This is a genomic window from Streptomyces liliiviolaceus (genome assembly GCF_018070025.1).
In the GTDB taxonomy this organism is placed as follows: domain Bacteria; phylum Actinomycetota; class Actinomycetes; order Streptomycetales; family Streptomycetaceae; genus Streptomyces; species Streptomyces liliiviolaceus.
The window spans coordinates 8,005,953-8,032,218 of the sequence record NZ_JAGPYQ010000001.1; the positions used below are offsets into that span (position 1 = coordinate 8,005,953).

Genomic DNA, 26,266 nt, shown 5'->3' on the forward strand with positions numbered 1-26,266 from the left:
ATGCCGGGATCCACCGTAAGAGCATCTGAAGTCTTTGGAGTGACCCGTGGCTGCCAACTGCGACGTCTGTGGCAAGGGGCCGAGCTTCGGCAACAGCATCTCGCACTCGCACCGCCGTACGTCCCGTCGCTGGAACCCGAACATCCAGCGCGTCCGTACCGTGGTCGGCGGGACGCCGAAGCGCGTCAACGCTTGCACCTCGTGCATCAAGGCCGGCAAGGTCTCGCGCTGACATCTGCACAGCGCGCAGCCACTGCTGGTCCACCGCTCAAAGCCGGTCCCCCTCACGGAGGACCGGCTTTCTGCTGTTCCCGGACATCGCGGCGATACGGCGCCCCGGCTACCCGGTCACTCTCGGTCGCTCCCGGCCTCTGAGGTGAACCGCCAGCCGTGATGGACCGGGCCTATCCCGGCCCCGAGCGCGAATCCGGCCGCGATCGCCCCGGTGACGTACTCCTTCGCCGCCACCACCGCGTCCGGCACCGACAGCCCCTTCGCCAGCTCGGAGGCGATCGCGCTCGCGAGCGTGCACCCCGTGCCGTGGGTGTGCCGGTTGTCGAACCGGGGCGCGCTCAGCCACAGCTCGTCGGAGCCGTCGGTGAGGTAGTCCACCGCGTCCCCGCTCAGGTGCCCGCCCTTGATCAGCGCCCAGGCGGGCCCGTACGACAGCACGGCCTCCGCCGCCCGCCGCATCCCGTCCTCCGACTCGACCGTGACCCCCGTGAGCTGGGCCACCTCGTCGAGGTTCGGTGTCGCCACCGTGGCGACCGGGAGCAACTTCGTCCGTACGGAGTCCAGGGCTGACGAGGCCAGCAGGGAGTCGCCGTGCTTGGAGACTCCGACCGGGTCGACCACGGCCGGTGCGTCGGTGCCGCCGATCAACTCGGCCACGGCCTCCACGAGTTCGGCGGAGGAGAGCATGCCGGTCTTGACCGCCTGGACGCCGATGTCGTCGACCACGCTGCGGTACTGGGCCCGCACCGCCTCCACCGGCAGCTCCCAGGCGCCCTGTACGCCGAGGGAGTTCTGCGCGGTGACGGCGGTGAGCACGCTCATGCCGTGCACGCCGAGCGCGAGCATGGTCTTCAGGTCGGCCTGGATCCCGGCCCCGCCACCGGAGTCGGAGCCCGCGACCGTCAGCACACGCGGCGGGGTGCGGGGAGGGGCATCCGGCGGGGTGCGGGAAGGGACGCTCTGCGGGGTGCTCATGACTCGATGTCCCCGAAGTGGTCCCAGCCGCCCTTGCTGGTCCAGGGCGCCCCGTCGACGGTGACCTGGGGAAGCGCCGACGGGTTGAGGACCTCGCCGATCACCTTCCAGCGGGCGGGCAGTTTCACGTCCGCCGGGAAGGTCGCGACGATCGCGTGGTCCTCGCCGCCGGTGAGCACCCACTGGATCGGGTCGACGCCGACGGCCTGACCGATGTCGTTCATCTGCGTGGGGATGTCCACGGCACCGGAGCGGATGTCGATGCGGACCTTGCTGGCCTCGGCGATGTGCCCGAGGTCGGCGATCAGCCCGTCGCTGACGTCCGTCATGGAGGTCGCGCCGAGCCCGGCCGCCGCGGGGCCCGCGTGGTACGGCGGTTCCGGGCGCCGGTGGGCCTCGACGAAGGCGCGCGGCGAGCGGAAGCCGCGGGAGAGCACGGCGTGCCCGGCCGCGGACCAGCCCAGCCAGCCCGTCACGGCCACCACGTCGCCGGGCCGGGCGCCGGCCCGGGTCACCGGCTCGTGGTTGCGCAGATCGCCGAGCGCGGTGATCGCCACGGTGATCGTGTCGCCGCGTACGACGTCCCCGCCGACCACGGCCGCGCCCGCGACCTGGCACTCGTCGCGCAGGCCGTCCATCAGCTCGGAGGGCCAGGTGGCGGGCAGTTCGGCCGGGACGACCAGGCCGAGCAGCAGTGCGGTCGGCACCGCGCCCATGGCGGCGATGTCCGCGAGGTTCTGCGCGGCGGCCTTGCGCCCGACGTCGTACGCCGTGGACCAGTCGCGCCGGAAGTGCCGCCCCTCCAGGAGGATGTCGGTGCTCGCCACGACCCTGCGGTCGGGGGCGGCCACCACGGCCGCGTCGTCACCCGGCCCGACGCGTACCGCCGGGGTGGTGGTGAGCCGGGAGGTGAGCTCCTTGATGAGCCCGAACTCCCCCAACTCGCCCACGGTTCCCTTCACCGAGTCTCACCTGTTCCCTTCGTGCCCATGAACCGGGTTGCCTTCTCTGCTTCTGTTGCCGCTCGGCCGCGCTTCTGTTCCCACGTCGGCCCGGCCGCGTCCCGCGTGCGTCCGGTCGCGGGCCGTCCCGTACCTCGGTACCGTCGAGTCAACCGTCAACCTGTGCCGTCCGTGCACCCTGGCGCGCAAGCCCCCGCCCCCGCGGGTCTCCCCGTGGCGTGCGGCGACGCGATACCGTGGCGTTCCTTTTCCCCACATGATCCTCGTGGCCGCCCTGGAGGTTCCGTGGTACAGGCGTACATCCTGATCCAGACGGAGGTCGGCAAAGCGTCGACCGTCGCCGAGACGATCAGCAAGATTCCGGGGGTGATCCAGGCCGAGGACGTGACCGGACCGTACGACGTGATCGTGCGGGCCCAAGCCGACACGGTCGACGAGCTCGGCCGCATGGTGGTCGCGCGAGTCCAGCAAGTGGACGGCATCACCCGCACCCTGACCTGCCCGGTCGTGCACCTGTAGCCCCCGTCTACGCTGGGCCGGTGGACTCCTTCCGTCACCGGCGTGCTTCCTTGGTCGGGCTGCCCGCCCTCGTTCTGCTGATCGCCGCCACAGGCTGCTCCTCAGCAGACGACAACGCCCCGGCCCCGGTTCCCAGTCCGGGTGCGAAGGCCGCCGAGCTGTGCCGGAACCTGGACAAGTCGCTCCCACAGAAGGTGGACGGCCTCGACCGGAAGGATCCCGAGCCCCGGTCGGCGCTGACCGCGGGCTGGGGAAGCCCGGCGATCATACTGCGCTGCGGGGTGTCGCGGCCCGCGAAGATGGTCGACCCCAAGGTGGCCGACGGGAGTGATCCCGACGCGATCGGGGGCGGCGTGAACGGGGTGGGGTGGCTGATGGAGGAACGGGACGGCGGGGTGACCCGCTTCACCTCCGCTCAGCGGAGCGTGTACGTCGAGGTGACGGTGCCGTCCGGGCGGGACACGTCCTCTGTTCTCGTCGATCTGGCCGGGGCCATCAAGAAGACGATCCCTTTGGGGATCGCGGACTGATGGCCACGGCCGGTTCGTGCTCCGCCGGTGCGTTGTCGGGTGCGGGTGCGTCGTGGCTGGTGCTGCGCAGTTCCCCGCGCCCCTAAAGGCAAGGGCCCGGCGCCGCCCGAAGAAGCGAAGCCGGTGGCCACGCCCCTCAGAACAAAGCGGCTCTACCGCAAGCCCGTCGAGCGGCGCAGGGCCGCCTGGATCAGGCGGTCCACCAGTTCCGGGTACGGGACCCCCGTCGCCTCCCACATCTTGGGGTACATGGAGATCGGCGTGAAGCCGGGCATCGTGTTGATCTCGTTGATCACGAACTCGCCGTCCTCCGTGAGGAAGAAGTCCGCGCGGACCAGGCCCTCGCAGGACGCGGCCTCGAAGGCCTCGACGGCCAGGCGCCGGATCTCGGCGGTCTGCTCGGGAGTCAGCGGGGCCGGCACGATGCCGGGCGTCGAGTCGATGTACTTCGCCTCGAAGTCGTAGTACGCGTGCGACTGCACCGGCGGGATCTCGGCCGGTACGGAGGCCCGGGGCCCGTCCTCGAACTCCAGGACCCCGCACTCGATCTCGCGGCCGCGCAGCAGCGCCTCCACGATGATCTTCGGGTCGTGGTGCTGGGCCGCCGCGATCGCCTCGTCGAGGCCGGACAGGTCCTCGACCTTGGTGATGCCGATCGACGAGCCCGCGCGCGCGGGCTTCACGAAGAGCGGCCAGCCGTGCTCCCCCGCGAAGTCGATGATCTTCTTCCGGGCCGCCGACTCGTCCTGCTCCCACTCGCGGGGCCGGATCACCACGTACGGGCCGACCGGCAGCCCGAAGGAGGTGAACACCCGCTTCATGTACTCCTTGTCCTGGCCGACGGCCGAGGCGAGCACACCCGAGCCGACGTACGGGACACCGGAGAGCTCCAGCAGCCCCTGAAGGGTGCCGTCCTCGCCGTACGGGCCGTGCAGCATCGGGAAGACGACGTCGACCTCGCCGAGCGCCTTGGGCACCGAACCCGGCTCGCTGTAGACCACTTCGCGGTTGGCGGGGTCCACGGGCAGGATCACGCCGCCCTCGCTCGACTCGGCGAGCGACTCGACGTCGGGCGTACGGCGTTCGGTGATCGTCATCCGTTCCGGGTCGTCGGCCGTGAGCACCCAGCGGCCTTCCCGGGTGATCCCGATCGGCAGGACGTCGTACTTGGTCCGGTCGACGGCCCGCAGGACGGCTCCGGCGGTGACCATGGAGATCCCGTGTTCGGAGCTGCGCCCGCCGAAGACGACGGCCACGCGCGGCTTGCGAGGCGGCTGCTCAGGGCTCTGGGGAAGGTTCTCGGTGCTCATATCGGGTTGAGAGTACCCGGTGGTAGGGCTCCGAGTCAGCGGCCGGTGGCGGGGTCGCTCAGTGCCGTTCCGGCTTGGCGGTGCGTGACATCAGTTCCTTGACGGCGACGACCGGCGGCTTGCCCTCGTGGACGATCTCGACGACGGTCTCCGTGATGGGCATGTCGACTCCGTGCCGGCGCGCCAAGTCCAGTACGGACTCACAGGACTTGACGCCCTCGGCGGTCTGCTTGGTGACCGCGATGGTCTCCTGGAGGGTCATGCCCTTGCCGAGGTTCGTACCGAAGGTGTGGTTGCGCGAGAGCGGCGAGGAACAGGTCGCCACGAGGTCGCCCAGACCCGCGAGTCCCGCGAACGTCAGCGGGTCGGCGCCCATCCTGAGCCCGAGCCGGGTCGTCTCCGCCAACCCCCGTGTGATGAGGGACCCCTTGGCGTTGTCGCCCAGGCCCATGCCGTCCGCGATGCCGACGGCGAGACCGATGACGTTCTTGACCGCGCCGCCGAGCTCGCAGCCCACCACGTCGGTGTTGGTGTAGGGCCGGAAGTACGGCGTGTGGCAGGCGGCCTGGAGCCGCTGGGCCACCCCTTCGTCGCGGCACGCGACCACGGCGGCGGCCGGCATCCGGGCGGCGATCTCCCGGGCCAGGTTGGGCCCGGTGACCACGGCGATCCGGTCGGCGCCGACCTTCGCGACGTCCTCGATCACCTCGCTCATCCGCATCGCGGAGCCGAGTTCGACGCCCTTCATGAGGGAGACGAGGACCGTGCCGGGCGCGAGCAGCGGCGCCCAGTCCGCCAGGTTCTCGCGCAGCGTCTGCGAGGGCACGGCGAGCACCGTGAAGTCGGCGCCGCGGGCGGCCTCGGCGGCGTCCGTGGTGGCCCGCAGGTTCTCCGGGAGTTCGATGCCCGGCAGGTAGTCGGGGTTCGTGCGGGTGGAGTTGACCGCTTCGGCGAGTGCGGCCCGCCGTCCCCACAGCGTCACGTCGCAGCCGGCGTCGGCGAGCACCATGCCGAAGGCGGTGCCCCACGATCCGGTCCCGAAGACGGTCGCCTTGACGGGCCTGCCGGATGTCGTCACTTGCCGTGCCCCTTTTCGTGCTCTGCCTCGGTCGTGTCCCGCGCGTCTGCTTCCCGCGCGGTCTTCTCCTGCGCGGCCGGTCCCCGGCGCGCGTTCAGCTCGTCGTGCTCGTCGTGCGCTTCCTGCTCGTCCTGTTCCCGTGTCCTGCGCCGCTGCTCGATCCGCACCAGGCGCGGGTCGTACCGCGTGGCCGGTGCCTTCTCGCCGCGGATCAGCTCCAGCTGCGCGGTGATCGCGGCCATGATGACCTCGGTCGCCTCCTTCAGGAGGTCGGGGGTCATCTCCTTGTCGTAGAACCGCGAGAGGTCCACGGGCGGGCCCGCGAGCACGTGGTGCGTCTTGCGCGGGAAGAGGTCGGGCTTCTTCGCGTACGGGGCCAGCAGGTGGTTGGCGCCCCACTGGGCCACCGGGATCACCGGGCACCTGGTCTGCAGCGCGACCCGCGCGGCACCCGTCTTGCCGGTCATCGGCCACAGGTCGGGGTCACGGGTGAGGGTGGCCTCGGGATAGAAGGCGACGCACTCCCCGCGCTCCACGGCGTCGATCGCGGCCCGGTAGGCGCTGAGCGCGTCGGAACTCTCGCGATAGACCGGGATCTGCCCGGTGCCCCGCATGGCCGCTCCGACGAATCCGCTCTTGAAAAGCCCGCTCTTGGCGAGGAAACGCGGAACGCGGCCGGTGTTGTACTGAAAGTGCCCGTACGCGAACGGATCGGCGTGAGAATTATGGTTGACCGCGGTGATAAATCCGCCATCGGCAGGAATGTTCTCCATTCCACGCCAGTCCCGCTTGATCAGAACCACCAGGGGCGGTTTGACGAGGACCGCTGAGAAGCGGTACCAGAAGCCGATTCTGCGGCGGGACACGCGAACACCTTCCTCTTGGGCCTCGGGGGCCGGACAAGTGTCACCCCGGACCGCCGGTCTGTCGAGAACACCGTACGCCCCGGCCTCGGCCCCTCTCCGGCGCCCGGGGGACAATGGGCGGGACAAGGGAGGGACGAGACGCTCGTGCAATGGATCATGGTCGTACCCCTCAAAGCCCTTGCGCGGGCGAAGAGCAGGCTCTCGGACACGGCGGCCGACGGTCTGCGCCCCGGGCTCGCCCTCGCCTTCGCGCAGGACACGGTGGCCGCGGCGCTGGCCTGCCCGGAAGTCGCGGATGTGGCCGTAGTCACGGGCGACGCCGTTGCCGGACGCGAATTGGCCGCCCTGGGTGCCCGGATCGTCCCGGACGAGCCCGGAGGCGGCCTGAACGCGGCCCTGCGGCACGCGGAGGCCGTCGTACGCATCGCGAACCCGCACACACCGCTGGCCGCCATGAACGCGGATCTGCCCGCGCTGCGCCCTCTCGAATTGGCCCGGGTACTCATGGCCGCCGCCGAATTCCCCCGGGCTTTCCTCGCGGACGCCGCCGGAATCGGTACCACTCTCCTGGGTGCGTCCCCGGGTCACGAATTGCTTCCCGCTTTCGGAACGGATTCCCGCGCGCGCCATCGCGCCTCGGGCGCCGCGGAACTCCTGCTGACCGCGGTGGATTCCGTACGCCAGGACGTGGACACGGGCGCGGACCTGCGAGCGGCATTGGCCCTGGGCGTCGGCCCCCGCACGGCAACAGCAGCCCAACGCCTCAAAGCAGCCTGAGCCCCGACGGACACCCCAAAGGGGCGCGGGGGCACTACAAGCCGAGCCCCGACAGGGGCGCGGGGAACTGCGCGACAAGCCCCCACCGCCCCGCAGGTACCCACCAACCCCGGACACCCCAAGGGGCGCGGGGAACTGCGCGACCGGCCCCCACCGACCCGCACACACCCACCGACCCCAGAAACCCCACCCCTCCCCCGGCAGGGGAACCGCATACCCTTCAGCCATGCAGGCCACCGCGTACACATACGACCCAGAGACCCGCACGGGCCAAGTGCTCCTGGACGACGGCACCCCCGTCCCCTTCGACGCCCCGGCCTTCGACAAGGGCGGCCTCAGACTGCTCCGTCCGGGCCAGCGCGTACGGATCGAGGTCGAGGGTGAGGACGACCGCCGCATCACCCTGGTGACCCTGCAGACCTTCTGAGGCGACCCGAAGCTTCCGAAAACGCCGCGGGCCGGGCTCCCCCGTGGGAGCCCGGCCCGGCGCGTTTATGCCCTGCGCCCCTGTCTACCTGCGGGCGGTGGCCTTCTTGGCGGTGGTCGTACGGGCCGCCGACTTCTTGGCCGGCGCCTTCTTGGCCGCGGCCTTCTTCGCGGGGGCCTTCTTCGCCGCCGCCTTCTTCGCGGTGGTCTTCTTCGCCGCCGCCGTGGTCTTCTTCGCGGCCGCCGAGGTCTTCTTGGCGGTCGTCTTCTTGGCGGCCGCGGTGGTCTTCTTCGCAGCTGCGGACGACGTCTTCTTCGCCGCGGTCGCCTTGCGGGTCGTCGCCGCGGCCGTGGTCTTCTTCGCGGCCCCCGTCGCCTTCCTGGCGGTGGTGGCCTTCTTGGCCGCGGCCTTCTTGACCGTGGCGGAAGCGCCACCGCTCAGGCTGCCCTTGGGCGCCTTCTTGACCGCGACGTCGTTCTTGGGGAGCTTCTTCGAGCCGCTCACCAGGTCCTTGAAGCCCTGGCCCGCGCGGAAACGGGGCACGGAGGTCTTCTTGACCCGAACCCGCTCTCCGGTCTGCGGGTTGCGGGCGTAACGGGCCGGACGGTCCACCTTCTCGAAGGAACCGAAGCCGGTGACCGAGACCCGGTCCCCGCCGACAACTGCACGCACCACGGCGTCCAGTACGGCGTCGACCGCGTCAGCGGCCTGCTGACGCCCGCCGACCTTGTCGGCAATCGCTTCTACGAGCTGCGCCTTGTTCACGTCTTCCCCTTCGGAGACATTGCCAGAACGAAAGTGTTCAAGCTTTTTCGCACGTTAGGCAGATATATACCGCAAATCAAACACGAAACGGGCTAATCACCCTTGTGCCGCAACGAACTGGGGCGCCGCCCAAGTTCCTCAGCGTTCCTCTTCGGGGATTCGGCCCTCGTCGAGGTCCGTCGTGAACCGCTCCAGACGCCTTGTCGCATCGGCGAGATCGTGTTTGGCCACGGCCGTAATGACCAGCAGCTTCCGGGTCAGCGCCATCCGTACGCCCTCCGGGACTTGCAGTGCGCGCACCGATGTGTGCGCTTCCTTGAGTTGGGACGCGACTGCCGCATAGAGGTCGAGTTGGCCGTCGTGTTCCATGCACAGATTGTGCCATCTGGGGCGAGTTGTCGCCTGCGCAGGGGGTAACTACCGCCTCCCGAGGGCCTCCCGCACACCTCGCCACCTGGCTCTGCCGGGTTTCGGCTACCCCATCAAGGGCCATTGAAACAAGGGTAGTTGAGGCCAATCACAAAGGCCGGAACACCCCTTCCGGAGGCAGACACGGATGTACCCCCAACCGTCCACGATTGGGGGTACAGAGGCCTGTTGCCTGGCTGGAATCAGCCGTGCCGGTCCGGCTCGGGTCAGACCTGAACGGTCCGCGGCTTGTAGGAGGGCCGCTTGGCCTCGTACGTGGAGATGTCCGCCTCGTTCTGGAGGGTGATGGAGATGTCGTCCAGCCCGTTCAGCAGCCGCCAGCGGGCGTTCTCGTCGAGGTCGAAGGCGGCCGTGATGCCCTCGGCGCGCACCTCACGGGCCTCCAGGTCGACCGTGATCTCGGCCTCGGGGTCCTTCTCGGTGAGCTCCCAGAGCGCGTCCACGATCTTCTGCTCCAGAACCACTGTGAGCAGGCCGTTCTTCAGAGAGTTGCCGCGGAAGATGTCCGCGAAGCGCGAGGAGACGACCGCCTTGAAGCCGTAGTTCTGCAGGGCCCAGACGGCGTGCTCGCGCGAGGAGCCGGTGCCGAAGTCGGGACCGGCGACCAGGACCGTGGCGCCCGCGCGCTCGGGCCGGTTGAGGACGAAGGACGCGTCCTTGCGCCAGGCCTCGAAGAGCCCGTCCTCGAAGCCGTCCCTGGTCACCTTCTTGAGCCAGTGGGCGGGGATGATCTGGTCGGTGTCCACGTTGCTGCGGCGCAGCGGGACCGCCCGGCCGGTGTGCTTGGTGAATGCTTCCATGGCTCTCAGACTCCAGCGGGCGTACGGACGTCGGCGTCGGACAGGTCGGCGGGGGACGCCAGATGGCCCAGTACGGCCGTGGCGGCGGCGACCTGCGGCGACACCAGGTGCGTACGGCCGCCCTTGCCCTGCCTGCCCTCGAAGTTGCGGTTGGAGGTGGACGCGGAGCGCTCGCCGGGGGCCAGCTGGTCGGGGTTCATGCCCAGACACATCGAGCAGCCCGCGTGCCGCCATTCGGCGCCGGCCTCCTTGAAGACCAGGTCGAGGCCCTCGGAGACGGCCTGCAGACCGACGCGCGCGGAGCCGGGGACGACCAGCATGCGTACGCCGTCGGCGACTTTGCGGCCTCCCACGATCTCCGCGGCGGCGCGCAGGTCCTCGATGCGGCCGTTGGTGCACGAACCTACGAAGACGGTGTCGACCTTGATGTCCCGCAGCGGCTGCCCGGCGGTCAACCCCATGTACTCCAGGGCCTTTTCGGCGGCGTACCGCTCCGAAGCGTCTTCGTACGAAGCAGGATCGGGGACGGCGGCCGAAAGCGGTGCTCCCTGGCCGGGGTTGGTGCCCCAGGTGACGAACGGCGCGAGGGAGGCGGCGTCGATGACGACCTCCGCGTCGAATTCCGCGTCGTCGTCCGACTTCAGGGTCTTCCAGTACGCGACGGCGGCGTCCCAGTCCTCGCCCTGGGGGGCGTGGGCGCGGCCCTCGATGTACGCGAAGGTGGTCTCGTCGGGGGCGATCATGCCCGCGCGGGCGCCGGCCTCGATCGACATGTTGCAGATGGTCATGCGGGCCTCCATCGAGAGTTTCTCGATGGCGGAGCCGCGGTATTCCAGGATGTAGCCCTGGCCGCCACCCGTACCGATCTTGGTGATGATCGCCAGGATCAGGTCCTTGGCCGTGACGTCCTCGGGGAGTTCGCCGTCGACCGTGATGGCCATGGTCTTGGGGCGGGCCAGCGGCAGCGTCTGGGTGGCGAGCACGTGCTCGACCTGGGAGGTGCCGATGCCGAACGCCAGCGCGCCGAACGCGCCGTGCGTGGAGGTGTGGGAGTCGCCGCACACGACCGTGGTCCCGGGCTGGGTCAGGCCCAGCTGCGGGCCGACGACGTGGACGACACCCTGCTCGACGTCGCCCAGCGAGTGCAGGCGCACGCCGAAGTCGGCGCAGTTCTTGCGCAGCGTCTCCAGCTGGGCCCGGGAGACCGGGTCCGCGATGGGCTTGTCGATGTCGAGGGTGGGGGTGTTGTGGTCCTCGGTCGCGATGGTGAGGTCGAGACGGCGCACGGGGCGCCCCGCCTGACGGAGGCCGTCGAAGGCCTGGGGGCTGGTCACCTCGTGCAGCAGGTGCAGATCGATGAAGAGAAGGTCGGGCTCGCCCTCCGCGCGCCGGACGACGTGGTCGTCCCAGACCTTCTCCGCGAGTGTCCTACCCATCGCTTTCCCTCCGGCCGGCCTGTGTGGCGCCGGCCCAACTAGAGATTTCCGGGGCGGCGGGCGCCCGTACCCCCCGTACCGGACGTCTTCCGCCAGGCCCGTCGGTCCACGGGCCTTGTACGTATCAGGGTGGCGCGTTCCACGGAAAATTGAACTTGCGTTTCACAGAGTGAGACGCGAGTATCGTTTCATGGACAACAGTAGCGGCGTCGGCGTTCTGGACAAGGCAGCCCTTGTCCTGAGCGCACTGGAGTCCGGTCCGGCCACCCTCGCGGGACTGGTCGCGGCGACCGGACTGGCACGGCCCACGGCACATCGCCTCGCCGTGGCACTTGAACACCACCGGATGGTGGCGCGCGACATGCAGGGCCGTTTCATTCTCGGCCCCCGGCTGGCCGAGCTGGCCGCGGCCGCGGGCGAGGACCGCCTCCTCGCGACGGCGGGCCCGGTGCTCACGCATCTGCGCGACATCACGGGCGAGAGCGCCCAGCTCTACCGCCGCCAGGGCGACATGCGCATCTGCGTCGCCGCGGCGGAGCGCCTGTCGGGTCTGCGGGACACGGTCCCGGTGGGCTCGACGCTCACGATGAAAGCCGGTTCCTCGGCCCAGATCCTGATGGCCTGGGAGGAGCCGGAGCGTCTGCACCGCGGCCTCCAGGGCGCCCGCTTCACGGCGACGGCCCTGTCGGGCGTACGGCGCCGGGGCTGGGCCCAGTCGATCGGCGAGCGGGAGCCGGGCGTCGCGTCCGTCTCCGCGCCGGTGCGCGGGCCCTCGAACCGCGTGGTCGCCGCCGTCTCGGTGTCGGGCCCGATCGAGCGGCTGACGCGCCACCCGGGCCGGATGCACGCCCAGGCGATCATCGACGCGGCCGCGCGCCTGTCGGAGGCCCTGCGCCGCACCAGCTGACTCCCACCCCGTCGACTCCCCCGGCCGGTCGCTTCAACGCCGCAGCGAACGGCCAGGGTTGACGCCCGCACCTGATGTCCTCGCCCGACGTCTTCAAGGCGCGCAACACGGAAGAAGCCCTCCCCTGGTGGGGAGGGCTTCTTCTCTCTGTACCCCCGACCGGATTCGAACCGGCGCTACTGCCGTGAGAGGGCAGCGTGCTAGGCCGCTACACAACGGGGGCGAGGATCACAAGTGATCCAGCTGGGCTACCAGGACTCGAACCTAGAACAACGGAACCAGAAACCGTCGTGTTGCCAATTACACCATAGCCCAATAGTGGTCTAGACCACTCAGTACCCCCGACCGGATTCGAACCGGCGCTACTGCCGTGAGAGGGCAGCGTGCTAGGCCGCTACACAACGGGGGCCCTAGCGATCCTGCATGAGCGTCAGCGGGTGCGACCCGTACTGACCCCCTGGGAAGGATCTGTACCCCCGACCGGATTCGAACCGGCGCTACCGCCTTGAGAGGGCGGCGTGCTAGGCCGCTACACAACGGGGGCCTTGCAGAGCTGGATCTCTGCTTGTGCAGATAAGCTCTGCGAGCTGGCCTACCAGGACTCGAACCTAGACTAACGGAACCAGAAACCGTCGTGCTGCCAATTACACCATAGGCCACTGAAACTCAACCCCATGGGGATTTTGTTTTAGCTTGCGCCTCCGGCCTGTGGTCTTTCGACCCGCACTCCGGCGGCGCAGGAAGAACATTACCTGAAGGTGGACGGCGCTCCAAAACGGGTATCGGGCCGGAGGATCGCGGGGAGTTCGGCCAGCGAGACGATGCGGCGCGGGTGGGAGAGCCGATCCGCGGGCGGGCCCGGTACGGCGTCCGGAGCGGGGGGTGTGACCGTGCTCATGCCCGTGCGGTCGATCCAGACGGAGAACAGGCCGGCGTCGGCTGCGCCCCGCCCGTCGATCTCCGGATGGTCCCCGACGTAGGCGACCTGGTGCGGTGGCAGGTCCAGGGCCTCGCAGGCCGTGTGGAACGCCTCCGCCGCGGGTTTGGAGACGCCCAGTTCGGCCGCGCACAGCACCGATTCGAAGCGGTCCCGTACGCCGAGGACGCGCAGTTTGTGGTCCTGGACACGCAGGCTGGAGTTGGAGAGCACCGCGTGGCGGTGGCTGCCCGCCAGCAGGTCGAGGACGGGCAGGACGTCCGGGAACAGCGCCCAGGCCCCTTCGTAGTGACCCAGATAACGGCCGAACCAGTCCTCCGCCTCCGTGTCGCTCAGGGGCCGGTCCAGGAAGGCCCGCACCCGGTCCCGGCGCCCGCCCTCCCAGTCCACCTCGCCCGCCGCGAACCGCGCCCACTGCTCGTCGGTGAGCTCGCGCCAGCGGTCCAGGGCCTGCTCCACGGAAGCGAATCCGCCGAGCAGTCCCTCGGCGGTCAGATGCCCGCGCATACCGGCCCGGTCGGCCGTGGTGTAGTCGAAGATCGTGTCGTCCACGTCCCACAGCACCGCTCGGATCGTCATGGTCCGACGGTACCTCCGCCCCCGGCGGACGCGGGAAGGGGCGGCATCCGCTGTGGATGCCGCCCCTTCCCCGTGTATCGCCTACGCGGTCAGCTTCGCGAGCGCCGCGTCGATGCGCGCCAGCGACTTCTCCTTGCCCAGGATCTCCAGGGACTCGAAGAGGGGCAGGCCGATCGTGCGGCCGGTGACGGCGACGCGGACCGGGGCCTGCGCCTTGCCCAGCTTCAGGCCGTGCGCCTCACCGGCGGCCAGCACGGCCTCCTTGAGGGACTCGGCGGAGGACCAGTCGGCGGCCTCCAGCTTCTCGCGGGCCGTCGTGAGCAGAGCGTCCGAGCCGTCCTTCATCGCCTTCGTCCAGGACGCCTCGTCGACGGCCGGCTCCGGCAGGAACAGGAAGTCGACGTTGTCGGTGATCTCGGAGAGCACCTTGAGGCGGGTCTGGGCGTGCGGGGCGATCGCGTCCCACTTGGCCGCGTCGAAGTCCTCCGGCGCCCAGGGCGCGAAGGGGGCCTTCAGCCAGGGGGCGCAGCGCTCGGCGAACTCCTTGACGTCCAGCAGCCGGATGTGGTCCGCGTTGATGGCCTCGGCCTTCTTGAGGTCGAAGCGCGCCGGGTTGGGGTTCACGTCCGAGACGTCGAAGGCGGCGACCATCTCCTCGACGGAGAAGATGTCGCGGTCCGCCGAGAGCGACCAGCCCAGCAGGGACAGGTAGTTCAGCAGCCCCTCCGGGAGGAAGCCGCGCTCCCGGTAGAGGTTCAGCGAGGACTCGGGGTCGCGCTTGGAGAGCTTCTTGTTGCCCTCGCCCATCACGTACGGGAGGTGGCCGAAGGCCGGGGTCTCCTTGGCGATGCCCAGCTCGGTCAGCGCCTTGTAGAGGGCGATCTGGCGCGGGGTGGAGGAGAGCAGGTCCTCGCCGCGCAGGACGTGGGTGATCTCCATCAGGGCGTCGTCGACCGGGTTGACCAGCGTGTAGAGCGGGGCGCCGTTGGCCCGGACGATGCCGTAGTCCGGCACGTTCTCCGGGAGGTACGTGATCTCGCCGCGGACCAGGTCCGTGAAGGTGATCGGCTCGTCGGGCATACGGAAGCGGACGATGGGCGTGCGGCCCTCCGCCTCGTACGCGCTCTTCTGCTCGGCGCTCAGGTCGCGGCAGTGGCCGTCGTAGCCGGAGGGCTTGCCGGCGGCGCGGGCGGCGTCGCGGCGGGCGTCCAGCTCGGCGGTCGAGCAGTAGCAGTGGTAGGCGCGGCCGGCGTCGAGGAGCTTGCGCGCGACGTCCTTGTAGAGGTCCATGCGCTGCGACTGGCGGTACGGCGCGTGGGGGCCGCCGATCTCGGGGCCCTCGTCCCAGTCGAAGCCCAGCCAGCGCAGCGAGTCCAGGAGCTGCTCGTACGACTCCTCGGAGTCGCGGGCCGCGTCGGTGTCCTCGATGCGGAAGACGAACGTGCCGCCGGTGTGGCGGGCGTACGCCCAGTTGAAGAGGGCCGTGCGGACCAGGCCCACGTGGGGGTTGCCGGTCGGGGAGGGGCAGAAACGTACTCGGACGGCGGGGTCGGATGCGCTAGCCACGCTTGACAACCTTGTTGGTGAGAGTGCCGATGCCTTCGATGGTGACGGCGACCTCGTCGCCGACACCGAGGGGGCCGACCCCGGCGGGGGTGCCCGTGAGGATGACGTCTCCGGGGAGCAGCGTCATGGCCTCGGTGATGTTGACGATCAGATCCTCGATGGAGTGGATCATCTCGCTGGTGCGGCCCAGCTGGCGCTGTTGGCCGTTGACCGTGCACTGGATGGTGAGGTCGGACGGGTCGAGGTCCGTCTCCACCCAGGGGCCGAGCGGGCAGGAGGAGTCGAAGCCCTTGGCCCTGGCCCACTGCTTCTCGCGCCGCTGGATGTCGCGCGCGGTGATGTCGTTGGCGCAGGTGTAGCCGAGGATCACGTCCTTGACACGTTCGCGCGGGACCTCACGGCACATCCGGCCGATGACCACGGCCAGCTCGGCCTCGTGGTGCAGTTCCTCGGTGAAGGAGGGGTACGCGATGTCGTCGCCGGAGCCGATCACCGAGGTGGAGGGCTTGAAGAAGGCGAACGGGGCGTCGGGCACCTCGCCGCCCATCTCCTTGGCGTGGTCCGCGTAGTTGCGGCCGAAGGCCACGACCTTGTTCGGGAGCACGGGCGGCAGGAGGCGGACCTTGCTCAGCGGGACCTTGGTCCCGGAGAGCTCGAAGTCGGCGAACGGGATGCCCTTGATGATGTCGAGCACGAGGCCGTCGGTCGATCCAGGAGGGCTCTCGCCCTCGACCGCACCGAACGCGACGTTGCCGTCGATGGAGAACCTGGCGATGCGCACGGTGTCCTTGCGCCCCTCACTGAGCTGGCCGGAGTCTGATGCTCCAGGCTAACGCGGCAAGGGGCGGCCGCCTCGCGCATTACGGGCCGGGGCCCACCGGGGCGGGTCCGCCCCGGGCGGGGTGACTACTCGGTGACGCCCGCCGCGACCGGGACGTCCATCAGGATCGTGCGGCGGGGGTTGGCGGTCTGCGCGGGGAGCTCGACGGCGTGCCCTTCCCGCTCCGGCGTACGCAGTTCCTCGGCGTCTTCGAGGTGCGCCAGGGTGGTGCGCCGCGGGTTGGCTATGTTGAGGAAGGTCATCGTCGTCTTCATCTGGGGTTACAGGCCCTGTTCCTTGGAGGCGCCGCGGGTTCGGGAACCGTCGCGTAGGCGCGGGTTGTCGGATTTGCCATCCCTGTAAAGCGTCAGGCTAAACATCCGCTTCCCTGTCGAAGCCGTGAAGACGCCGTGATCGTCGTGTGAGTTTCCTCACTTACTGCCGGGCATATGGGTTATTTAGGACCCTCACCTCTAGGCCACCAAACGGACATTGCGGCACGGAAGACATCATTCCGCTCCTGATCATGGCGACTGGGACACCGCTTGTGCGCGAAGGTCTCGTCCCTAAGTGTCCGATATGGATGAGGTCACTTTCTACGTCTCGTGACGCTGCCCTCACAACGCGTCACGGAGGTCACAGCATGACCCATGGGCCTTGTTGGAGATCCGGCACTGTGCTGGAATTCCTCGGACCGCCGCAGGAACGACCCGGCGCGCAAGGGCGCAACGCAGCGCCGAGTGGCGGCGGGAAAGGGGAACCTGCGCCGGTCACTCACGACCACCACTGGGAGAGCTTTCAGGGCTCCCCCAAGACGCCGACACCGTCCCGCCGTTCACACGGAGGGGCGCCTGGTCCAGAGGTTGCGACGCTAGTGCAGGGACGTTTCAAGAGGGATGGCAGCGCTTCGGCGGAGCCGGAGCCGCAAGGCGGGACTGGCCCCAGGGCAGTCGGCTCCTCGCCCCAGCACGCCCAGAACCCGGGACCGGCGCAGGCCGGCAACAACGGAGACCGCTCCTCGCGGCCCGGTGCGCCCAAGGGCGCGCAGGGCAAGGGCGGTCCGAACGCGGCGAACGGTGCTCCCGGCACCCCGGCTCCCGCGCCGCCCAAGGCGACGGCCCCCAGCGGCCCCGGCTCGCGAATAGCACTGCGCAACTGGCGCATCTCCACGCGTCTGGTCTCGCTGCTCGCGCTGCCCGTGGTCGCGGCCACCTCGCTGGGCGCGCTGCGCATCAGCGACACGATGGACGAGATCCAGCAGCTCGAAAACATGAAGCTGCTGACCGACATGACCAAGCAGGCGACCGAGCTCGCCGCGGCGCTCCAGACGGAGCGCGACAAGTCGGCCGGTCCGCTCGCCAACGGCACCAAGGCCAGCGACGTCGCCATCAAGGGCCTCCGCGACAAGACGGACCGTGCGCGTGCCGCCTTCCTGGAAGGCACCCACGAGCTCGACGACGCGGACAACAACGAGAACCTCGACGGTGTACGCGACAACGTGGTGGCCATCGCCACCCAGCTGAACACCCTCAACAAGGTCCGCAACAACGCCTTCCAGGACGAGGACAACTCGTCCCAGTCGGTCGAGGCGTACCACCGCCTCATCGAGCAGCTGCTCGGTCTCTCCCAGGACATGGCCGAGGCGACCAGCAACCCCGAGATGATCCAGCGCACGCGCGCCCTGGCGGCGTTCTCCACCGCCAAGGAGTACGCGTCCGTCCAGCGGGCGATCATCGCCGCGGCCCTGCCCGCCACGAACAAGACGTTCGGTGAACTCTCCCCGAACGACCGTCAGTACGGCCTCTCCGCCTTCGAGAACCAGAAGTTCGAACTCACGAGCTTCGCCAACATCTACGAGGGCAACGCGGACCAGCTCACCAAGCCGCTCGACGAGCCGAGCCCGACCATCAAGGACGCCGACGGTTACCTGTCGCGCGTCCTGCAGCGCAACAACGGCCTGCAGCTGCAGGCCAAGCGCTCGTACCTGGACTGGGTGGACGCCGACTCCGCCAAGATCCTGGAGATGTCGAAGATCGAGCTGACGCTCCTCAACCAGATGGAGCAGAAGGCCCGCGAGCTGCGCAACGAGGCCGAGCAGGAAGCGATCATCTCCGGTGCGCTGATCCTGCTGGTGCTCGGTGTGTCGCTGGTCGGCGCCTTCGTGGTGGCCCGCTCGATGATCCGCTCGCTGCGCCGGCTGCAGGACACCGCGACGAAGGTCGCCCAGGACCGGCTGCCCGAGCTGGTCAAGCAGCTCTCCGAGTCCGACCCGCAGGACGTCGACACGTCCGTCGAATCGGTCGGTGTGCACTCCAAGGACGAGATCGGCCAGGTGGCCGCGGCCTTCGACGACGTGCACCGCGAGGCTGTGCGACTCGCCGCCGAGCAGGCCCTCCTGCGAGGCAACGTCAACGCGATGTTCACCAACCTCTCGCGCCGTTCGCAGGGCCTCATCCAGCGTCAGCTCTCGCTCATCTCCGAACTGGAGTCCCGCGAGGCCGACCCGGACCAGCTGTCCTCGCTGTTCAAGCTCGACCACCTCGCGACCCGCATGCGCCGTAACGGTGAGAACCTCCTGGTCCTCGCCGGTGAAGAGCCCGGCCGTCGCTGGACCCGCCCGGTCCCGCTGGTCGACGTGCTCCGCGCCGCCGCGTCCGAGGTGGAGCAGTACGAGCGCATCGAACTCTCCTCGGTGCCCACCACCGAGGTCGCCGGCCGCGTGGTCAACGACCTCGTGCACCTGCTCGCCGAGCTGCTGGAGAACGCCACGTCGTTCTCCTCCCCGCAGACCAAGGTCAAGGTCACCGGTCACGCGCTGCCCGACGGCCGCGTACTGATCGAGATCCACGACACCGGCATCGGCCTCTCGCCCGAGGACCTCGCGGCGATCAACGAGCGGCTCGCCTCGCCGCCCACCGTGGACGTCTCGGTCTCGCGCCGCATGGGTCTGTTCGTGGTCGGCCGTCTGTCGCAGAGGCACGGCATCCGCATCCAGCTGCGCCCGTCCGACTCCGGTGGTACGACCGCGCTGGTCATGCTCCCGGTCGACGTGGCCCAGGGCGGCAAGAAGGTTCCGGGCAACAAGCAGGGCCAGGGCGCTCCCGCCGTCGGCGGTCCGGCGGCGGCGCAGGCCGCGGCCGGTGTCGCGGCGGCCCGCCGGGGCGGAGCCGGCAACGGTCCCGCGCTCGGCGCCGGTGCGCAGGGTGGCGGCAACGGCGGCCGGCTGAACCCGCCGCCGCAGCGTGGCCAGGTCGGAGCGGGTTCCGCGCCGCGGGCCGCACTGCCCAGGCCCGAGGCGGGCGGCCGTCCGGGTGGACCGGGTGCGCCGGGCGGCAACCGCAACCAGCAGTCCCCGCAGCAGCAGCCCCCGTACCCGCCGCAGGGCAGGCCGGCCCCCGCGGGCGCCGGTGCCCAGCAGAGCTTCAACGGCTTCGGGAACAACTCCGGCGGCCAGCAGGACCTGTTCGGCGGCAACCGCCAGGACACCATGGGCGGCAACCGCGGCCCCGGTTCCGGGCAGCAGCACCAGCAGCGTCCGGCCGGCAACGGCGACCAGGGCCGCCGCCCCCAGCAGCAGTCTCCGCAGCTGCCGCCCCGCGGCGGTCCGCGCGCCGAGCTGCCGGGCGGCAACCCGCAGCCGCGGGTGCCCAGCTGGAGCGACGACAACGCGCAGCCGCCGGTGCCGCGTTCCTCGCAGGACGCCCCGCGCGGCCACGAGGAGCCGGACGTCACCTCGCAGATGCCGCGGATCGACGACCGGCAGGCCGGACCCGCGTCCACCGCCGAGTTCCAGCGGCCCGACTACGACGCCCCGCGTCCCGGCACGAACGCGCCGCAGGACAACGGACAGTTCGTCCGCACGGACGTGTTCGGTTCGCCGAACCACTCCGGTGCGGGGCACAACCCGCAGGCGGGCGGCCAGTACAACCGCCAGGACCCGGCGCAGTACGCCCCGAACGGCTACGACACCGGGACCAACGGCAACGGTCAGTACGCGGCACCGGCCCAGCAGGACACCGGGCAGTTCCCGGCGCAGGGCTACAGCGAGGGCTACGGCGAGCGGCAGGACGGTGGCACCGGGCAGTTCGAACGGCCCGTCAACGGCAACCGCCCCTCGCAGCAGCGCCCGCAGCCGCGCCGCCGCCCCTCGCTCCCCCCGGAGCCGGACAACCGGACCGCTCCCCAGCGGCCCGAAGAGGTACGGGGACCGAACGAGGGCTGGGAGCTGCCGCCGGCGACGAGTCCCGGCGACGGACGTACACCGCTGTACGACACCCTGGAAACCAACTGGTTCAACCAGGCTCAGGGCGGCGACGGCGCCCAGAACGAGCAGACGCCGCAGCAGCCCGCCCAGGCTCCCGCGGCCCCGCAGCGTCCGGCACCCGCCGGCGCTTCCGCCTCCTCCTGGCGGACCACTCCCAATGACGAACTCGGCCGTCAGGCCGAGCGGGTACGCCAGCCCTCCGCGGGTGGCGTGACCGTCTCGGGTCTGCCGCGCCGGGTCCCCCGCGCGAACCTTGTCGCGGGAACGGCTCAGCAGCAGCAACAGCACCAAACCGGTCCGCAGGTCTCGCGTGCGCCCGATGACGTACGCGGACGGCTGACCAATCTTCGTAGGGGCATTCAGCAGGGGCGCCAGGCCGGTACCGGCCAGACCGGCAGCTTCCCCAGCCCCACTCACCAGCAGGAGCGTTAGTTGAGCCAGATGAGCCAGGCGGCACAGAACCTCAACTGGTTGATCACCAACTTCGTTGACAACACCCCCGGGGTGTCCCACACCGTCGTCGTTTCCGCCGACGGACTCCTTCTGGCAATGTCCGAGGGCTTCCCGCGCGACCGCGCCGACCAGCTCGCGGCCGTTGCCTCCGGACTCACGTCCCTGACCGCCGGTGCCTCCCGCATCTTCGAGGGCGGCACGGTGGCCCAGACGGTCGTCGAGATGGAACGGGGTTTCCTTTTCCTGATGTCCATCTCGGACGGGTCGTCCCTCGCGGTCCTGTCCCACCCGGACTGCGACATCGGCCTCGTCGGATACGAGATGGCTCTGCTTGTGGACCGTGCGGGCGCAGTGCTCACACCGGATCTGCGGGCGGAGCTCCAGGGCAGCCTGCTCCACTAGCAAGGTTCTACCGAATGTAGGAAAAACCGTCCGGCCGCCCTCCCCCCACCGGCCCCGTCAGACGGCACGACTGACCGACTTGCTGTCCCGCCCGGAGGATCCATGACCCCGCCCACCGCTTCTCATGATCCGTACGCTCATTCGTACGAGGATGAGGGCGACCAGCCGCTGGTACGTCCGTACGCGATGACCGGCGGCCGGACCCGGCCGCGCTACCAGCTCGCCATAGAGGCACTGATCAGCACCACGGCCGATCCGGCAGCGCTCATGGGGCTGCTCCCCGAGCACCAGCGGATCTGCCACCTCTGCCGTGAAGTCAAGTCGGTGGCCGAGGTCTCGGCTCTGCTCTCCATGCCCCTGGGCGTGGCACGGATTCTTGTCGCGGACCTCGCGGAGGCCGGACTCGTCGCGATCCACCAGCCGGGTGGCGACGAGAGCAACGGTGGCGCCCCGGCCGTGACACTGCTCGAAAGGGTGCTCAGTGGACTTCGCAAGCTCTGACGGAGGGCGGGCGACCACCTCCGCGAAGATCGTAGTGGCGGGTGGTTTCGGCGTCGGCAAGACCACGTTCGTGGGTGCCGTCTCCGAGATCAACCCGCTGCGTACCGAGGCCGTGATGACCTCCGCTTCGGCGGGCATCGACGACCTCACCCACACCGGGGACAAGACCACCACGACGGTGGCCATGGACTTCGGCCGTATCACCCTGGACCAGGACCTGATCCTGTACCTCTTCGGTACACCCGGCCAGGACCGCTTCTGGTTCATGTGGGACGACCTGGTACGCGGCGCGATCGGCGCCGTCGTCCTGGTCGACACCCGGCGTCTCGCCGACTGCTTCCCCGCGGTCGACTACTTCGAGAACAGCGGACTGCCGTTCGTCATCGCCCTCAACGGCTTCGACGGACACCAGCCCTACACTCCCGAAGAGGTGCGCGAGGCTCTGCAGATCGGACCCGACGCCCCGATCATCACGACGGACGCCCGCCATCGCTCGGACGCCAAGAGTGCTCTGATCACGCTCGTCGAGCACGCCTTGATGGCGCGCCTGCGGTAGGGCCCGCCCGCCGCATGGTGTCCTGGGAGGCTCGGCACTCAAGTCGGCAACGACGTACGAAAGTTGTCGTAGACGCATTGGAGCCGGCTGTGTCGTTTGACACGGTCGGCCTCAGTGTTCATAACGTTTCGACAGAGATATCAAGTGGTGCCGCCACGCGACGCGGTCGTCTGATGCCGCTGTGCTCACAAAAGCCCCGCCTTTTGGCGGGGCTCGTTCTTTATGTTCCGTTTTATCTGCGGTTCACGTCACCCGGAATCTTCGGTTCCGAGTGTTTGGACGAGCACACCCTGACGTGCTGGAATGCCAGAACTGCCCAGTAGTAAGGGCCGGGAAGACACACGCGGCACGACGAAGGTGCCGAGCCGAGAGGTTGTTGGTCGAGTGAGGCGAAGCAAGAACGGTCCCGAGCCGTCGGCACGGGGCAACTTCACCCCGCCGCCGCGCGGAGCGGCACCCGCACATGTGCCCGGCTCGGAGCCGACGGCCGCACCCCCGCCCAGCGGTGGCCGCCTGTCTCCGCGTAACTGGCGCGTACCGACCAGACTGAATGCCATTCTGCTCATACCCGTGGTGGTCGGCCTCGTCATGGGCGGCTTCCAGGTGAAGAGCTCGATCGACACCTGGCAGGAGGCCGAGGACGCGGAGAACACCGCGCGTCTGGTCCGCGCCGCCCTGACCTACGGCGACAAGCTCTACTCCGAGCGTGACATCACCGCCGCCCCCCTCCTGGAGGGCAAGGGCGAGAAGGACGCGACGGTCGTCAAGGCCCGCCAGGAGACGGACGCCGCGGCGGTCGCCTTCAACGAGGCCGCTAAGAACATGCCGGCCAAGGCCGGACTCGAACGCCGCCTCGGGATCTTCCGCAAACAGGAGCCCAAGCTCGCCGCCCTGCGCGCGGCCGCGTACACCTCGAAACTCAAGGGCGTACAGACCGAAGAGGGTTACGTCGAGATCCAGCACCCGCTGATGGAGTTCGCCAACGAACTCGGTCTGGGTACCGGAAACATCACCAGCTACGGCCGTACGGTCTACGCGATCTCCCTCTCCAAGGCCGCTCTCTCGCTCCAGCGCTCCATCGGCACCCATCTGCTGATCAAGCCGGGGCCCTCCGACGACAGCCTGGCCAAGCAGCGCGTCGCCCTCACCTCGTACGCCTACCTCGAAGGCATCGCCGTCGAGGAGTACATCGGCGGTGGTACGGACAGCGACGCCGCCAAGCTGGAGCAGGCCAAGAAGCAGATCCAGACCGACGGCGCGGCCCAGGCGAAGGCGGCCGCGGAGGCCGCCGCGGCCAAGGGGCAGACCTATGTCCCGCCGCCGTCCGGCGAGACCGACATGGTCAGCGGTATCGGCACCCTCGCGACGACCGACGCCAGTGCCCGGGTCGCGCTCGCGAACAAGGGCATCACCGCCCAGAACTGGTGGGCGGTCAACACCGCCAAGTACAACGCCTACCGCACCATCGAGGCCGACCTCGGCGACAAGGCCGTGTCCGAGGCCTCGACCATCGCCTCCGACGCCAAGCGCGACGCCTTCATCACCGGTGCCGCGGTCGTCATCGCCCTGCTCGCCGCGTTCATCCTGGCCGGCATGGTGGCCCGCCAGATGAGCCGCTCGATGCGCCAGCTGCGCAACGCCGCCTTCGGGGTGGCCGAGCAGCGCCTGCCGATGCTGGTCGACCAGCTCTCGCGCACCGACCCGGGCCGGGTCGACACCCGGGTCCAGCCCATCCCGATCAACACCACGGACGAGATCGGCGAGGTCGCCCGCGCCTTCGACCAGGTCCACCGCGAGGCCGTACGACTCGCCGCCGAGCAGGCCCTCCTGCGGGGCAACATCAACGCGATCTTCACCAACCTGTCGCGCCGCAACCAGTCACTGATCGAGGGCCAGCTGACCCTCATCACCGACCTGGAGAACAACGAGGCCGACCCGGACCAGCTGGAGAACCTCTTCCGTCTGGACCACCTGGCCACCCGTATGCGCCGCAACGGCGAGAACCTCCTGGTCCTCGCCGGCGAGGAGCCGGGCCGCCGCTGGGACCAGCCGGTCCCGCTGGTCGACGTGCTGCGCGCCGCCTCCTCCGAGGTGGAGCAGTACGAGCGCATCGAGCTGTCGGGGGTCCCGGAGGCCGAGATCCACGGCCGCGCCGTGACCGACCTCGTACACCTGCTCGCCGAGCTGCTGGAGAACGCCACGACGTTCTCCTCCCCGCAGACCAAGGTCCGCGTCACCGCGACCCGCCTGCCGGACGGCCGCGTCATGGTCGAGATCCACGACAAGGGCATCGGCCTCACCGCCGAGGACTTCGCGGACATCAACCACAAGCTGGCCAACCCGCCGACCGTGGACGCCGCGATCTCGCAGCGCATGGGCCTCTTCGTGGTCGGCCGGCTGTCCGACCGGCACGGCATCCGCGTCCAGCTGCGCCCCTCGGGCGAGCAGGCCGGCACGACCTCGCTCGTCATGCTCCCCGACGCCATCACCCACGGTGGCGGCGGCGACTACCAGGTGCAGCGCGACGACTTCACGGTCTCGCAGATCATCCCGGAGCCGGAGCAGCAGCAGCCGCCCTTCGGTGGCGAGGAGTTCCAGAGCGCCCAGCCGGCCCTGCGCACGGCCGCCGAACTGGGCTTCGACGACAGCCGCTACACCACCCCCGAGGTCCCGGACGACATACGCGAGCTGGACCCGGTGGGCCGCTCGCTCATGCGCGAGGAGCGCCGGGCGGCGCTGGAGGCCCAGACGCACGGCCCCGACGGCGAGGCCCCGTCCTTCCAGGGCGAGTTCGACCCGCAGCAGGCCTACGACAACGGTGGCCAGGGGTACGAGAACGGCGGACCCGCGTTCGACGACTCGGCGGCCGCGTACACCGAGACGCCCGCGTACACCGACGCTCCCGCCTACGACCAGCAGACGTCGTACGAGGGACAGCAGCAGACGTCGTACGACGAGGCGTACTTCCCGCAGGTCCCGCAGGCCGGCGGGTACCAGGAAGGCGCCTACGCGGAGCCGGGCCAGGACGAGCACCAGCAGGACCCGGCCGCCGGGTCGGACGCGTTCCCGCCCTTCCAGGAGCAGCCCTACCAGGACGACTGGCCGCAGCAGGACGCGTACCAGAACGGCTTCCCCGCCGAGTACGCTCCCCAGGCGGAGTCCTCGCAGACCGCTGAGGCGGCCGAGCAGGACAGCGTAGGCTTCGATGCTCCGGGACCGGTCCCCTCCAGCGCCCCCGAGCTCACCGACGCCGGACTTCCGCGCCGCGGAACCACCGACGCCGGACTTCCCCGCCGTGGAGCCACCGCGGTCGGCAAGCAGTCCGTGGGCCAGGAGTCGCCGGCTCCCTTCGCGAACAACGACAGCAACGGCAGCGGCGGCAACGGCACCGGCGGCAAGGGCGACTGGCGGTCGAACAACGACCAGATGTGGCACCGGGCCGAAGCGCTGAAGCAGCCCAAGGCGGGCGGGGTCACCTCCTCCGGTCTGCCGCGGCGGGTTCCCAAGGCCAATCTGGTCGAGGGCACCGCGGAATCGACCCCACAGGGCGGCCCCCAGGTCTCCCGCGCTCCCGAGGACGTCCGGGGCAGGCTGAGCAACCTGCGACGCGGCGTGCAGCGGGGCCGTGATGCAACCAGTGAAACGAACGGTCAGGCCACCAGGAACCAGCACGGTGGCCCTGACAGCACCTACAACCAGGAGCGTTAGTGTGAGCCCGATGAGCCAGGCGGCACAGAACCTGAACTGGTTGATCACCAACTTCGTGGACAACACCCCCGGGGTGTCCCACACCGTGGTGGTCTCCGCCGACGGACTCCTTCTGGCGATGTCCGAAGGGTTCCCGCGTGACCGTGCCGACCAGCTGGCGGCCGTCGCGTCGGGCCTGACCTCACTGACCGCGGGCGCGTCCCGCATCTTCGAGGGCGGGAGCGTGAATCAGACGGTTGTGGAGATGGAGCGGGGATTCCTGTTCATCATGTCCATCTCCGATGGTTCCTCACTCGCCGTTCTCGCACATCCGGAAGCGGACATCGGTCTCGTTGGGTACGAGATGGCCCTTCTGGTCGACCGTGCCGGTACGGTCCTCACGCCGGATCTGCGTGCCGAGCTTCAGGGGAGCCTTCTCAACTAGCAGACAAACGATGCGTTTTGGCGTCCCGTGGCCGTAAGGTT

The 26,266-nt window shown here is 69.7% G+C and carries 25 protein-coding genes and 5 tRNA genes; 12 read left to right on the forward strand and 18 right to left on the reverse strand.

Translation table 11 applies throughout. The features are described from left to right. Nucleotides 1–46 precede the first annotated feature (46 nt). On the forward strand, nt 47–232 hold the full coding sequence (gene rpmB / locus J8N05_RS33910; protein WP_149515409.1) for a 50S ribosomal protein L28: 186 nt from the start codon (nt 47–49) through the stop codon (nt 230–232). Nucleotides 233–348: 116 nt separating this feature from the next. On the opposite strand, the gene thiD is transcribed toward rpmB, so the two are convergent. Both thiD and J8N05_RS33920 read right to left on the reverse strand, forming a co-directional pair. After that, nucleotides 349–1,209 (reverse strand): bifunctional hydroxymethylpyrimidine kinase/phosphomethylpyrimidine kinase, encoded by an 861-nt coding sequence (thiD, locus tag J8N05_RS33915; protein ID WP_210889532.1) that lies wholly within the window; start codon nt 1,207–1,209, stop codon nt 349–351. Continuing rightward, nucleotides 1,206–2,171, reverse strand: coding sequence for a thiamine-phosphate kinase (locus J8N05_RS33920; RefSeq protein WP_190850100.1), 966 nt, complete (start codon nt 2,169–2,171; stop codon nt 1,206–1,208). The genes thiD and J8N05_RS33920 overlap by 4 nt, the downstream gene beginning before the upstream one ends. Nucleotides 2,172–2,456: 285 nt before the next feature. Between J8N05_RS33920 and J8N05_RS33925 the strand changes: the two genes are divergently transcribed. Then, nucleotides 2,457–2,690 carry an Lrp/AsnC family transcriptional regulator gene (locus tag J8N05_RS33925; protein ID WP_210889534.1) on the forward strand — a complete coding sequence of 78 codons (234 nt, stop codon included), beginning with the start codon at nt 2,457–2,459 and terminating at the stop codon, nt 2,688–2,690. Nucleotides 2,691–2,710: 20 nt separating this feature from the next. Then, entirely contained in the window at nt 2,711–3,220 is a 510-nt protein-coding gene (locus tag J8N05_RS33930; RefSeq protein WP_210889536.1) for a DUF3515 domain-containing protein, read from the forward strand. Between the two features lie 152 nt (nt 3,221–3,372). Here the strand turns inward: J8N05_RS33930 and J8N05_RS33935 are convergent, their stop codons facing one another. From J8N05_RS33935 to J8N05_RS33945, 3 genes are read right to left on the reverse strand one after another with little or no spacing between them, the layout of a single operon-like run. Then, entirely contained in the window at nt 3,373–4,530 is a 1,158-nt protein-coding gene (locus J8N05_RS33935; RefSeq protein WP_210889538.1) for a D-alanine--D-alanine ligase family protein, read from the reverse strand. 58 nt (nt 4,531–4,588) lie between these two features. Beyond that, the gene (locus J8N05_RS33940) at nt 4,589–5,608 is read right to left on the reverse strand and encodes an NAD(P)H-dependent glycerol-3-phosphate dehydrogenase (RefSeq protein ID WP_210889540.1); all 1,020 of its coding nucleotides are present in this window, start codon (nt 5,606–5,608) and stop codon (nt 4,589–4,591) included. Continuing rightward, nucleotides 5,605–6,474, reverse strand: a complete 870-nt coding sequence (locus J8N05_RS33945; protein WP_210889542.1) for a lysophospholipid acyltransferase family protein — start codon at nt 6,472–6,474, stop codon at nt 5,605–5,607. Before J8N05_RS33945 ends, J8N05_RS33940 begins: the two co-directional genes overlap by 4 nt. Before the next feature lie 144 nt (nt 6,475–6,618). On the opposite strand from J8N05_RS33945, the gene cofC reads away from it, so the two are divergent. Continuing rightward, nucleotides 6,619–7,251, forward strand: a complete 633-nt coding sequence (gene cofC, locus J8N05_RS33950; protein WP_210889544.1) for a 2-phospho-L-lactate guanylyltransferase — start codon at nt 6,619–6,621, stop codon at nt 7,249–7,251. Nucleotides 7,252–7,477: 226 nt separating this feature from the next. Continuing rightward, on the forward strand, nt 7,478–7,678 hold the full coding sequence (locus tag J8N05_RS33955) for a hypothetical protein (RefSeq protein WP_210889546.1): 201 nt from the start codon (nt 7,478–7,480) through the stop codon (nt 7,676–7,678). Between the two features lie 84 nt (nt 7,679–7,762). Here J8N05_RS33955 and J8N05_RS33960 read toward each other — a convergent pair whose 3' ends face one another. The 4 genes from J8N05_RS33960 to leuC all read right to left on the reverse strand — a co-directional run bounded on the left by J8N05_RS33960 (nt 7,763) and on the right by leuC (nt 11,108). Then, the gene (locus J8N05_RS33960) at nt 7,763–8,443 is read right to left on the reverse strand and encodes an HU family DNA-binding protein (protein WP_210889548.1); all 681 of its coding nucleotides are present in this window, start codon (nt 8,441–8,443) and stop codon (nt 7,763–7,765) included. Between the two features lie 138 nt (nt 8,444–8,581). Then, complete coding sequence (locus J8N05_RS33965; RefSeq protein ID WP_107021933.1) at nt 8,582–8,812, reverse strand: SCO5555 family protein; 231 nt, start codon at nt 8,810–8,812, stop codon at nt 8,582–8,584. Nucleotides 8,813–9,078: 266 nt separating this feature from the next. Next, on the reverse strand, nt 9,079–9,672 hold the full coding sequence (gene leuD, locus J8N05_RS33970) for a 3-isopropylmalate dehydratase small subunit (RefSeq protein ID WP_210889550.1): 594 nt from the start codon (nt 9,670–9,672) through the stop codon (nt 9,079–9,081). Between the two features lie 5 nt (nt 9,673–9,677). Further along, complete coding sequence (leuC, locus tag J8N05_RS33975; protein WP_210889552.1) at nt 9,678–11,108, reverse strand: 3-isopropylmalate dehydratase large subunit; 1,431 nt, start codon at nt 11,106–11,108, stop codon at nt 9,678–9,680. Nucleotides 11,109–11,298: 190 nt separating this feature from the next. On the opposite strand from leuC, the gene ndgR reads away from it, so the two are divergent. Then, on the forward strand, nt 11,299–12,015 hold the full coding sequence (ndgR, locus tag J8N05_RS33980; protein ID WP_107021936.1) for an IclR family transcriptional regulator NdgR: 717 nt from the start codon (nt 11,299–11,301) through the stop codon (nt 12,013–12,015). Between the two features lie 150 nt (nt 12,016–12,165). Here the strand turns inward: ndgR and J8N05_RS33985 are convergent. The 9 genes from J8N05_RS33985 to J8N05_RS34025 all read right to left on the reverse strand — a co-directional run bounded on the left by J8N05_RS33985 (nt 12,166) and on the right by J8N05_RS34025 (nt 16,192). Continuing rightward, nucleotides 12,166–12,238, reverse strand: a tRNA-Glu gene (locus J8N05_RS33985). Nucleotides 12,239–12,258: 20 nt separating this feature from the next. Further along, nucleotides 12,259–12,330, reverse strand: a tRNA-Gln gene (locus J8N05_RS33990). A 21-nt stretch (nt 12,331–12,351) separates the two neighbouring features. Further along, a tRNA-Glu gene (locus tag J8N05_RS33995) sits at nt 12,352–12,424 on the reverse strand. 62 nt (nt 12,425–12,486) lie between these two features. Continuing rightward, nucleotides 12,487–12,559 (reverse strand) — tRNA-Glu (locus tag J8N05_RS34000). Between the two features lie 43 nt (nt 12,560–12,602). Further along, nucleotides 12,603–12,674 (reverse strand) — tRNA-Gln (locus J8N05_RS34005). Nucleotides 12,675–12,763: 89 nt separating this feature from the next. Further along, on the reverse strand, nt 12,764–13,531 hold the full coding sequence (locus J8N05_RS34010) for an HAD family hydrolase (RefSeq protein ID WP_210889554.1): 768 nt from the start codon (nt 13,529–13,531) through the stop codon (nt 12,764–12,766). An 81-nt stretch (nt 13,532–13,612) separates the two neighbouring features. After that, the gene (gene gltX / locus J8N05_RS34015) at nt 13,613–15,097 is read right to left on the reverse strand and encodes a glutamate--tRNA ligase (protein WP_210889556.1); all 1,485 of its coding nucleotides are present in this window, start codon (nt 15,095–15,097) and stop codon (nt 13,613–13,615) included. Then, nucleotides 15,090–15,878, reverse strand: coding sequence for a fumarylacetoacetate hydrolase family protein (locus J8N05_RS34020; RefSeq protein WP_210889557.1), 789 nt, complete (start codon nt 15,876–15,878; stop codon nt 15,090–15,092). Before J8N05_RS34020 ends, gltX begins: the two co-directional genes overlap by 8 nt. Before the next feature lie 125 nt (nt 15,879–16,003). Beyond that, nucleotides 16,004–16,192 carry a hypothetical protein gene (locus tag J8N05_RS34025; protein WP_189775466.1) on the reverse strand — a complete coding sequence of 63 codons (189 nt, stop codon included), beginning with the start codon at nt 16,190–16,192 and terminating at the stop codon, nt 16,004–16,006. A 599-nt stretch (nt 16,193–16,791) separates the two neighbouring features. Between J8N05_RS34025 and J8N05_RS34030 the strand changes: the two genes are divergently transcribed. The 6 genes from J8N05_RS34030 to J8N05_RS34055 all read left to right on the forward strand — a co-directional run bounded on the left by J8N05_RS34030 (nt 16,792) and on the right by J8N05_RS34055 (nt 26,225). Continuing rightward, nucleotides 16,792–20,613, forward strand: a complete 3,822-nt coding sequence (locus J8N05_RS34030) for a sensor histidine kinase (protein ID WP_210889559.1) — start codon at nt 16,792–16,794, stop codon at nt 20,611–20,613. Nucleotides 20,614–20,622: 9 nt separating this feature from the next. Then, nucleotides 20,623–21,036 carry a roadblock/LC7 domain-containing protein gene (locus tag J8N05_RS34035; protein WP_055520031.1) on the forward strand — a complete coding sequence of 138 codons (414 nt, stop codon included), beginning with the start codon at nt 20,623–20,625 and terminating at the stop codon, nt 21,034–21,036. 102 nt (nt 21,037–21,138) lie between these two features. After that, on the forward strand, nt 21,139–21,537 hold the full coding sequence (locus J8N05_RS34040; protein WP_055520025.1) for a DUF742 domain-containing protein: 399 nt from the start codon (nt 21,139–21,141) through the stop codon (nt 21,535–21,537). Then, nucleotides 21,518–22,093, forward strand: coding sequence for a GTP-binding protein (locus J8N05_RS34045; RefSeq protein WP_055520027.1), 576 nt, complete (start codon nt 21,518–21,520; stop codon nt 22,091–22,093). Before J8N05_RS34040 ends, J8N05_RS34045 begins: the two co-directional genes overlap by 20 nt. Before the next feature lie 384 nt (nt 22,094–22,477). Beyond that, nucleotides 22,478–25,801: a sensor histidine kinase gene (locus J8N05_RS34050; protein ID WP_210889561.1), complete on the forward strand. Its 3,324-nt coding sequence runs from the start codon at nt 22,478–22,480 to the stop codon at nt 25,799–25,801. Nucleotides 25,802–25,811: 10 nt separating this feature from the next. Then, nucleotides 25,812–26,225: a roadblock/LC7 domain-containing protein gene (locus tag J8N05_RS34055; RefSeq protein WP_033321188.1), complete on the forward strand. Its 414-nt coding sequence runs from the start codon at nt 25,812–25,814 to the stop codon at nt 26,223–26,225. The last annotated feature ends 41 nt before the right edge of the window (nt 26,226–26,266 follow it).